The sequence below is a fragment of the Candidatus Thermoplasmatota archaeon genome, from assembly GCA_038884455.1.
GTDB lineage: Archaea > Thermoplasmatota > E2 > DHVEG-1 > DHVEG-1 > JAWABU01.
Window position 1 is genome coordinate 1 of the sequence record JAWABU010000054.1, and the last position, 9,264, is coordinate 9,264.

At 39.0% G+C, this 9,264-nt stretch carries 8 protein-coding genes; all 8 read left to right on the forward strand.

The window, feature by feature from the left end:
- The first annotated feature begins 217 nt into the window (after window positions 1-217).
- Complete coding sequence (locus QXL17_08045; GenBank protein ID MEM4259079.1) at window positions 218-670, forward strand: hypothetical protein; 453 nt, start codon at window positions 218-220, stop codon at window positions 668-670.
- A gap of 75 nt (window positions 671-745) precedes the next feature.
- Window positions 746-1,402, forward strand: coding sequence for a methylenetetrahydrofolate reductase C-terminal domain-containing protein (locus QXL17_08050; GenBank protein MEM4259080.1), 657 nt, complete (start codon window positions 746-748; stop codon window positions 1,400-1,402).
- On the forward strand, window positions 1,386-2,303 hold the full coding sequence (locus QXL17_08055) for a methylenetetrahydrofolate reductase (GenBank protein ID MEM4259081.1): 918 nt from the start codon (window positions 1,386-1,388) through the stop codon (window positions 2,301-2,303). The genes QXL17_08050 and QXL17_08055 overlap by 17 nt, the downstream gene beginning before the upstream one ends.
- Before the next feature lie 143 nt (window positions 2,304-2,446).
- Window positions 2,447-3,163 carry a hypothetical protein gene (locus QXL17_08060; GenBank protein ID MEM4259082.1) on the forward strand — a complete coding sequence of 239 codons (717 nt, stop codon included), beginning with the start codon at window positions 2,447-2,449 and terminating at the stop codon, window positions 3,161-3,163.
- A gap of 152 nt (window positions 3,164-3,315) precedes the next feature.
- Window positions 3,316-6,657 (forward strand): efflux RND transporter permease subunit, encoded by a 3,342-nt coding sequence (locus QXL17_08065; protein MEM4259083.1) that lies wholly within the window; start codon window positions 3,316-3,318, stop codon window positions 6,655-6,657.
- 42 nt (window positions 6,658-6,699) lie between these two features.
- On the forward strand, window positions 6,700-7,689 hold the full coding sequence (locus QXL17_08070; GenBank protein MEM4259084.1) for an L-threonine 3-dehydrogenase: 990 nt from the start codon (window positions 6,700-6,702) through the stop codon (window positions 7,687-7,689).
- Window positions 7,690-7,793: 104 nt separating this feature from the next.
- Complete coding sequence (locus QXL17_08075; protein ID MEM4259085.1) at window positions 7,794-8,870, forward strand: class I fructose-bisphosphate aldolase; 1,077 nt, start codon at window positions 7,794-7,796, stop codon at window positions 8,868-8,870.
- 194 nt (window positions 8,871-9,064) lie between these two features.
- Window positions 9,065-9,264, forward strand: a 200-nt coding sequence (locus QXL17_08080) for a hypothetical protein (protein MEM4259086.1), incomplete at its 3' end; no start/stop codon positions are given.

A 9,264-nucleotide genomic window follows, 5' to 3' on the forward strand; every position in this document is an offset into this window, starting at 1 on the left:
ATGGTTTTGTTGAAAAAATCTGTAAAAAAGCTTGTTGAATTATGATTTTTTCTGTTTGCTGTGCGTGATTCTCACAGCAAAATGAGACGTTATGCTGAATTTATGGATTCATTTCGGGATGTAGCCGTTTTGTTTTGTAGTACGTAGATCAACAATCTTCACAGGTATAGGTTTTTAAACGGATAATGGTTTTTTGTTGTGTGGTTATGGAGAAGCAATGATCGAGCCATATTCTAAGGAAGAGGAAATTTACGTTCAAAAACTTGTTCGAAAACATCAACGGAAAAAAAAGATGAAGTTTATTTTTTTTGGTTGTTTCATCGTTTTTGTCTGTTGTTTAGGTGTTTTTCTTGTTGTCTCTACGAATGCTCTGAATCGTGAAGTCGTACAAGATGATTTTAAATTTGATCAGTTCGGATGGAGTAAAACGAAAATTTTGACTGTTGTTGAAGAGTATATTCGGCCGCAGCTCCGTTTTCCAACTACGGGAGTTTTTTCAGATGAACGGGTGGTTTTGTACGAAGAGAAGATTAATTATAATTGTTATAAGGTAACTGGGGTGGTTGAGTCATTGAATAGTTTCGGTATTAAAATCAAACAATCGTTCCAATTGCTAATTTTTTGTTATGCGTATGATGACTATGAAATTCGTGATTTTTCACTTGCATAACTTAATTTTAGATTGTTGATCACCTGTTTTTCTTTAGCATATTTTTAATAAAGGGGTTGTTGTATCTCTTGTTGAATGATAATTAGTCGACCGAAAAAACTTGATGATTGTCTTCAGATACTTGGTTCTGATCCTGTTTTTCTTATCGGCTGTAGTGACTGTGCAACAATATGTCATACAGGCGGTGAATCTGAGATTCTTGAAATGAAAAAATTATTAGAAGCTAGAAATCTGCATGTCACAGGATTGGTTATTCTTGATCCTGCGTGTCATCTTCAGAATAATAAACGTTTATTGAAATCTTTTGAACAACAAGTTGCTCGCGCAAAAAAAATTTTCGTTCTTGCTTGTGGTAATGGCGTTCAGACAGTTGCCGAATTATTTGAAGATAAAGATATTGTTGCTGGTTCTGATTCGTTGTTTATCGGTGAGATAAAACGATTAACTGAGTTTGAAAAAAGATGTATGGCTTGTGGTGATTGTCTTGTTGATAGCTATGGGGGTCTGTGTCCGATTTCTCGATGTGCAAAATCAATGTTGAACGGTCCGTGCGGAGGTTCGCGAGGCGGTCGTTGTGAGATTAATCCTGATATCGCCTGTGTTTGGGAACAGATCTACCGTTTTCTGATGAAAAAAGGGAGAATGGATATATTTCATCGTATTCAACCACCGAAAGATTGGTCAAAATCTCTTGAAATGCAGAGGAGTATTCATTGTGGCAATACGAAGTAATCTTGAGAAGATCTTGCGCGATGGCGTATTTGCAATAACCGCCGAAATTGGTCCTCCGAAAGGCATGGATCCAAATAGTATTTTGAAAAAAGTTGATTTGGTGAAAGGATCTGCTGATGCATTTAATATTACCGATAATCAGACCGGAGTTGTTCGTTTATCAAGCCTTGCCGGGTGCGTTTTATTGCTGTCTCGAGGTGTTGAACCGGTGATGCAGCTCACCTGTCGGGATAGGAATCGTATTGCGCTTCAGAGTGATATTCTTGGTGCTGCTGCACTTGGTGTGAAAAACGTTTTATGTTTGACTGGTGATCATCAGAAATTTGGTAATCATCCGCAGGCGAAAGGTGTTTTTGATCTTGATTCTGTGCAGTTGATTGAGATTGTTCATAGGATGTGTTCTGAGGGTATTTTTCAGAATGGTGAGCCAATCATTGCTGGGAAACCTGATTTGTTTATTGGTGGTGCTGCAAACCCGTTTTCTGATCCTTTTGAGCTCAGTATCAGTCATGTGGAAAAGAAGATTATTGCAGGTGTTGACTTCATTCAAACACAGAGTGTGTATAATCTCGATGGTTTTTATCGGTGGATGGATGAGGTTCGTTCTCGAGGTTTTGACAAGAAGGTATTTATTTTGGCTGGAGTGACGCCGTTGAAATCCGTAAAAATGACTGAACGTATGAAGTTTCATGTTCCTGGTGTTGATGTTCCTGATGAAGTGTATATACGGATGCAGCGTGCCGCTGATCCAAAACAGGAAGGTTTTTTAATTGCTCGTGAGACTCTTGAGCAGTTACGAAAGATACCGGGTGTCCATGGAGTACATATTACTGCGTTGTTTTGGGAGGAAGCCATTCCTCAGTTAGTTCGAGAAACGGGTTTTTTTCCAAGAATTTTGTAGGATCGATTAAGAAAACGTATTTTCTGTATTTTTTGTGTTTGTTATTTTGACGTTTTGTCATTCTTCCAGGTTATTTTTTTATAGTATTACTGGAGAAAGTAACATGTTAACAATAGTCACTATTTGGAGAAGAAGTGCAGCATATGAAGATCGACCCACGGTTGTTTATCATTGGGATGGCGCTTGTTATTTCAACGATGGTTGCTGCAACTCAATTTGCTCTCATAGATTTAGAATATCAGTATCAGATCATTCATCCGGTGATTCCTGACTATGGAATTCACTATATGGGATCTGACAATGCTTCTGATGGTATTCGTGTTCTTCGAGTTACCAATACGAGTGGGGTGCGTGTATTGAAAGTCGTTTTGGGGGCTTGGGGAGGGACGTATCAAGTTGCGTATACTGCTGCTGTTGGTATTGTCAACGAGGACAATCATTCGGTTGCTATAACCCATGTTGAGGTCCGATCACTGATTGAAAATCAACCGACCTATCTGAAAATATGGCTTCACGGGAATCGAACCTCGTATGCCGATAATACGACACATTCTTCAAGCATTCTTCTTTATGACAACGGAACTTGTTATACCAATCAAAACACGATTGCATGGGTTCTTGCACGAGGGGACAATAATGCAAGCACCATCTGTAGCAACTACACAACTCCCGCAGTCTCTACAATTCCCCTCCTCAAAGACGAACGTGCTGGTGTGCAGTATTCGTACTGTAACATCCAGGCAGTGAGTGGTTATTCTGATTTTGTTTGGGTGCAGATTGAGCTCGATGTTCCATATCAACCTGTAACCCATGAACAATTTTCTGGTTCAATCATCATTCATTACCAAAGTTTGACGTAATCCTATGTGTGTTGTTTTGCAGAACAATAGGTTTTTTATAATATGGATAACTATATATATTCGTTAAATTAAAATAATCCAGGTTTATACATGCTCTTTCTTTGCAGACGCTTGTATTAGTTCCGCAGTACAATTATCAAGGATATGTGCCTATGCTCGATGCTCTTGGAAAAATCATTGAAAAAAAACCATGGCTGGTTATTACGCTAACTATCATTATTACACTTGTTTTTGCAAGTTTTATTCCTTCATTAGAATTTAAAACCAATTTTAAGGATTTCGCTCCTGATAATGAATATGTCAGAGCAAACAACCGGATTTCGGAGTATTTTGGGATGAATAAACAGATACTATTTCTCATCGTGGAAAAACAACAAACAGAAAGTATCCTCTCATCTCAGGCATTACGGGATCAATATGTACTCATGCAGAAACTCAAGTTATCTCCGTATATCAATTCAAGTATCGGTATTCCTTTTTTTATTGATACGATCTGCCAGATGGAATTTAATACGACATTGGAAAATTGTTCTGATAGCCAAATTCAGACAGCAGTTTTTGATCTCTTTCAAAAGTATTCAAATCGTGAGTATCAGCTTTTTGAATCTCATGAACAAAATGTAGATCATCAATCATTAGGTGGTTTACAAAAAACATGGAACGACGCAGTCAATATACAAAATTGTTATATTCAAGAGACGAATGAAACCTTCTCATTTAGCTTTCAGGTTCGTTCACTTGATGAGTTTCCGTCACCTGTGAAACCAGTGATTCCTCGGACCTATTTCATGGAATGGTTTCTGGGATTTGAAAATAGTTTGTTGCCCCCAGAATATGCAATGAAATATCAGATTACCGTTCGTATTGAACCAGCGCATCATTCTTGGCAGATCGGAGATGGATTTATTTCAAACCTTCGCCAATATCTTTTACTCAAACGAAGTCATACCTTGAAACAGTATACCTTTTCTCCGTATCTTTGGCTCACGCCACCAGGACAATCAATTGCTTTTCCCGTTCTGCTTCAGTCAGCTCGAATTCATCTTGAAAAAGCAAGCAACCGAATTGTTCTTACCGTGAATCGTTCAGAGTTGAGTAACTTTGGCATTCCTCCAACCTTTGGTTCATTTATTCTTCCAGCGAAATTAACCAATTTTTCAGCAGGTGTTCGGTACTATCAAACACCAGTACTTCATCGACCAGGGACTCGTGTTGTACTTAATACGAGTGTTATTTTTAACCAGCTTGCATCGCTTTCTCAGAAACCCTTGAGGAGTGCGCTGCTTTCTCGTTTTCTTGAAAAAAATGGGATGAGTCTGGATGATCTAACACAAATGCTACAGTCGTCAGCTCCGGTATTTCCAAAAGCTGTGTCATTTAAAGATATACACAGGTTATGGACACCAGCATATCGCCTTCCTTCTGAAGGTGTATCCTCAACAGTTGTTCCTTTGATTCCACCATTTTTTGATGATCTTCGGGTTAATGCCCTCTCATTTATCTCAAAAGATTTTGCAGAAACCAAGAAGCCTCGTGCAAGTCTTATTATTGTATACCTGGATGCTCCCTCATCAGATTCAGAGACGATTGCTCAGATGAACTCTGAAATCCTTAGGTATCTTCGCACGCTTGATGATCAATTCAACTCGATATCGCTTCAAGCTACTGGTGAAGGATTGGTTTCAAGTGAGATTAATACGGTTGCTATGCAGTCAAATGGGATCATCGGTCCATCTATTTTTATTATCATTGTTTGTATCTTATTTTTAGCGTTTCGAAAACCATCGTACGTTGTTCTCCCGATTGTTGTCTTTGCATTCTCTTGTATCTGGCTTTTTGGGACAATGGCATTGCTTGGTATTTCGTTTAGTATCATTGCTGTTGCTTTGCTTCCTCTTAATATTGGTCTTGGTGTTGAGTATTCTGTAAATATTTTGCATAATTATAGGGTTGAGCTAGGTCGCGGTCGGACACCGCATGAAGCAATTCGTTTATCAATCAAAGAAGTTGGTCTTGCCATTGTTCTTGCCTGGTTTACCACGTTTGTTGCATTTTTATCATTTCTTACGGCAACACTTCCACCGATTCGTGATTTTGGAATCTTTCTTGCTCTTGGGATTACGTATACATTTGTAATTACGATGACGTTTATGACTGCAGTTCGATTCCTTCTCGATAGAAATAAAACGATTTCACCGAAGAATCATAGAACATCGATTTTTTCGATGAAAAATAGTCTTGGTCGACTTGCAAAGATATTACTTCGATATGACAAGATTGTTTTTCTTGTCACGATCGTGTTATGTATAAGTATGGTTACTGCTGTTTCTCAGTTAAAAACAGGTTTTAGTATTAATCAATTTGTGCCAAAGGACACTCCAGCATTACAACGCTTTGAACAGATCAGCGCTGATTTCCCGTTTTCAAGTCAAGATCAAGAATATGTTTTGCTCGAAGGTAATATAGCATCTGTTGATGTTCTCAAAGGACTTTCAGTAATTCATGCAAACATGGAAAATGATCGTTTTGTTGCACGGAAATCAGATGGGCGGGCAAAAACAGAAAGTATCTATACTGTGGTTCGTCAAGCAGTTATCAATAATCAATCGTTGATTTCAGAGTTTCATATTGATGAAAAAACAGGAATTCCGAGGACGAATGACGATGTCTATCGGCTGTATACCTACCTCTATTCTGATGTCGAATATAGCTCTTTGGTTCGACCTGTGCTGTATCAAAACAACAGTACGTTTTCAGCAGCAATCATTCGCGTCTATACTGATCTTCAATCAAACACCACTGATATGACGACTGATTTCGAGGTGTTAAAGTCAGAGTTGTATGATGATCTTGTCAGCATTAAGGATATTACGATCAGTGTCACAGGGAATCTTCTTATAACACTAACGATTATGAAAAACATGACGGAGAGTCAGATTTTATCCACGGGTGTTTGTTTCATCTTTGCAGCATTGATTCTTAGTGTGTTGTTCAGAAATCCGTTGCTTGGATTGATTGCAATGATTCCTGTGACGATGTCGATTGTATGGGTTCTTGGTACGATGTACTTCTTAGGGTATACGTTAAATATTATGACGATCATGGTTACAAGTCTTACCATCGGAGTTGGAATTGATTATGCTTGTTATATTACCGAGCGGTTCAAACTTATTGCTGATAAAACTGGGGATGTTTCAAGAGCTGTAGTTGAAACTATTTCTCATACTGGGAATGCTATTTTTATTGCTGCATTAAGTTCGATGTTTGGCTTTGGAATCCTGATGTTTGCTCCGATTCCTCCTCAGCAACAGTTTGGTTTGGTCACTGCGATTACCCTCGTGTATGCGTTTCTGACGTCAATTTTAGTGTTACCACTGGTGCTTGCTCGATGGGCAAAATGGAGGAAAAACAGAAAAGGATATATTATTCACCCAGGTCAACCAAAAGGACTTGATGGTATTCGAGATGATGTTGAATATCCTGGAGAACAGTAAACTTTCTAAAGTGGTGTATCATACCGGTGTAGGGGTTGTCTTATTCCTCAAAGTAAAAGTAAAAAAATTTTAGTTACCGGTGCATCAGGTCAGATCGGCTCAGAGTTAACGATTCTTCTTCGGAAAAAATATGGTAAAGATAATGTTGTTGCTGCTGATATTAAAATGCCAATCAATGAGGCACTGACGCGATCAGGTCCTTGTGAATTTATTGATGTTACAAAACGGGAGACAATCGAACGGCTCACTGAGAAGTATGATATTGATACGATTTATCATATGGCTGCGATTCTTTCAGCAGTCGGTGAACAAAAACCGATGCTCTGTTGGGATGTTAATATTAACGGTTTATATAATATTCTTGAAATTGCCCGTGAACGAAAAATGATTCGTGTATTTGTTCCGAGTTCTATAGCGGTTTTTGGTCCTGAGACACCGCGGATCAATACTCCTCAGGAAACAGTACTACGACCAAAGACGATGTATGGGTTGACGAAGGTTGCTGGTGAACTTCTTGGTGAGTACTATTTCCGGCGATTTGGTCTTGATGTTCGCGGTGTTCGATATCCTGGTATTATCAGTAGTGAAACACCTCCTGGAGGAGGAACAACCGACTACGCGGTTGCTATCTTTTATGAAGCGATCAGACATAAGCGATATACTTGTTTTGTGACTAAAGAAACAAGGTTACCGATGATGTATATGCCTGATTGTCTGAAGGCAACCTTGGATCTGATGGATGCAGATCTTAAAAAACTCAAGCATCATACCGATTTTAATCTTGCATCGATGAGTTTTTCTGCTGGTGAACTTGCAGATGAGATCAAAAAACACATCCCTGAGTTTCACTGTGAATATAAACCTGATTTCAGGCAGGCGATTGCTGATTCTTGGCCTGAAACTATTGATGATAGCGCTGCTCGGCAGGAGTGGGGTTGGAAACCACAGTATAATCTTGCGAAAATGACCAAAGATATGCTTGAAAAACTACAAGAACGATTGAACGAAGGAAAATTTATTCACCATCTCTAGGCACAAAAATCTGATTAGAAAGTTTTATCTTCTCGCGCTAGTTATCCTTTTTTAGGAGAAGGTGGTTTCCGATTATGGTTGAATATGAGGTGGTTCAAAATTCTATGGGTAAGACAATCGACTCGATTCGAGGTTTATTAGGTTCTGAAGCTGATTATCTGTTAAACTATACTTGTCAGAAGATTCCAAAGGATCGTTTACATCTTCCAAGTCCTGATTTTGTCGATAAAATTTTTGTTGATTCGGATCGGCCAACACAGGTGTTACGGAATTTAAAATCGATTTTTTACCATGGTCGTCTTGCTGGGACAGGGTATCTCTCGATTCTTCCAGTTGATCAGGGGATAGAACATTCAGCTGCTGCATCATTTTCCCCGAATCCGATGTATTTTGACCCTGAAAATATTGTAAAACTTGCAATTGAAGGTGGATGTAATGCGGTTGCATCAACGCTTGGTGTTCTTGGCGCAGTTTCTCGAAGGTATGCGCATAAGATTCCATTTATTGTCAAGATTAACCATAACGAATTGCTGACGTACCCAAATAAGTTTGATCAGATCATGTTTGCTGATGTTGATCAGGCCTGGGAGATGGGTGCAGCAGGGATTGGTTGTACGATTTATTTCGGGTCGCATGAGTCAACACGGCAGATTCAAGAGGTGAGTCAAGCGTTTAAGTATGCGCATGAGCTCGGTATGGCTACGATTCTGTGGTGTTATCTGAGGAATAGTAGTTTTAAGGTTGAAGGGAAGGATTACCATGAAGCCGCAGATTTAACTGGGCAAGCGAATCATCTTGGGGTTACGATCGAAGCTGATATTGTAAAACAGAAACTTCCGACCTCGAACGGCGGATACATAGCGCTGAACAAAGGTGGTGTGAAATATGGTAAGATAGATCAGCGAGCATATACTGATCTTGTAACTGATCACCCGATCGATCTCACGAGATATCAGATCGCAAATTGTTATATGGGTCGTGTTGGTTTGATTAATTCAGGTGGTGCCTCAGGTGAGAATGATGTTGCACAAGCAGTTCGTACCGCAGTAATTAACAAGCGTGCTGGGGGTATGGGTCTGATTTCTGGACGAAAAGCGTTTCAGAAACCATTTGATGATGGTGTAAAACTCTTGCATGCAATTCAAGATGTGTATCTGTGTAAAGAGGTAACAATCGCATAATTTTTCTTCAATTATTCTAGTTTTTGTATCGGTTTTTTACTTGGAATCGAGTGGTATCCATTGTTTTTTTGTTATTTTTTCCCGATTTTTAGTGCTTGTTAGGCATTTTTTTTTATTTTTCGAGCAATATTTATATTCTGTTGTCTGATTTCTTTGTTGTAGAATTGTAGGAATAAAGAGTTGGGATGCGTTCGATGAGGTTGCAGAAACGTTTGTTAGTTCTTGGTATAGCACTTGTTATTTTGAGTACGGTTATGGCGACGCAGTATGCAACATCTCGGGTTGGGTATGAATATAGTATTGGACATCCAAGTAATGCTGATATTCGTTTTGTAGCATGTGATAACTCAACTGATAATATTACGGTATTGCGTCTTGCAGGAAGCAATGGGAC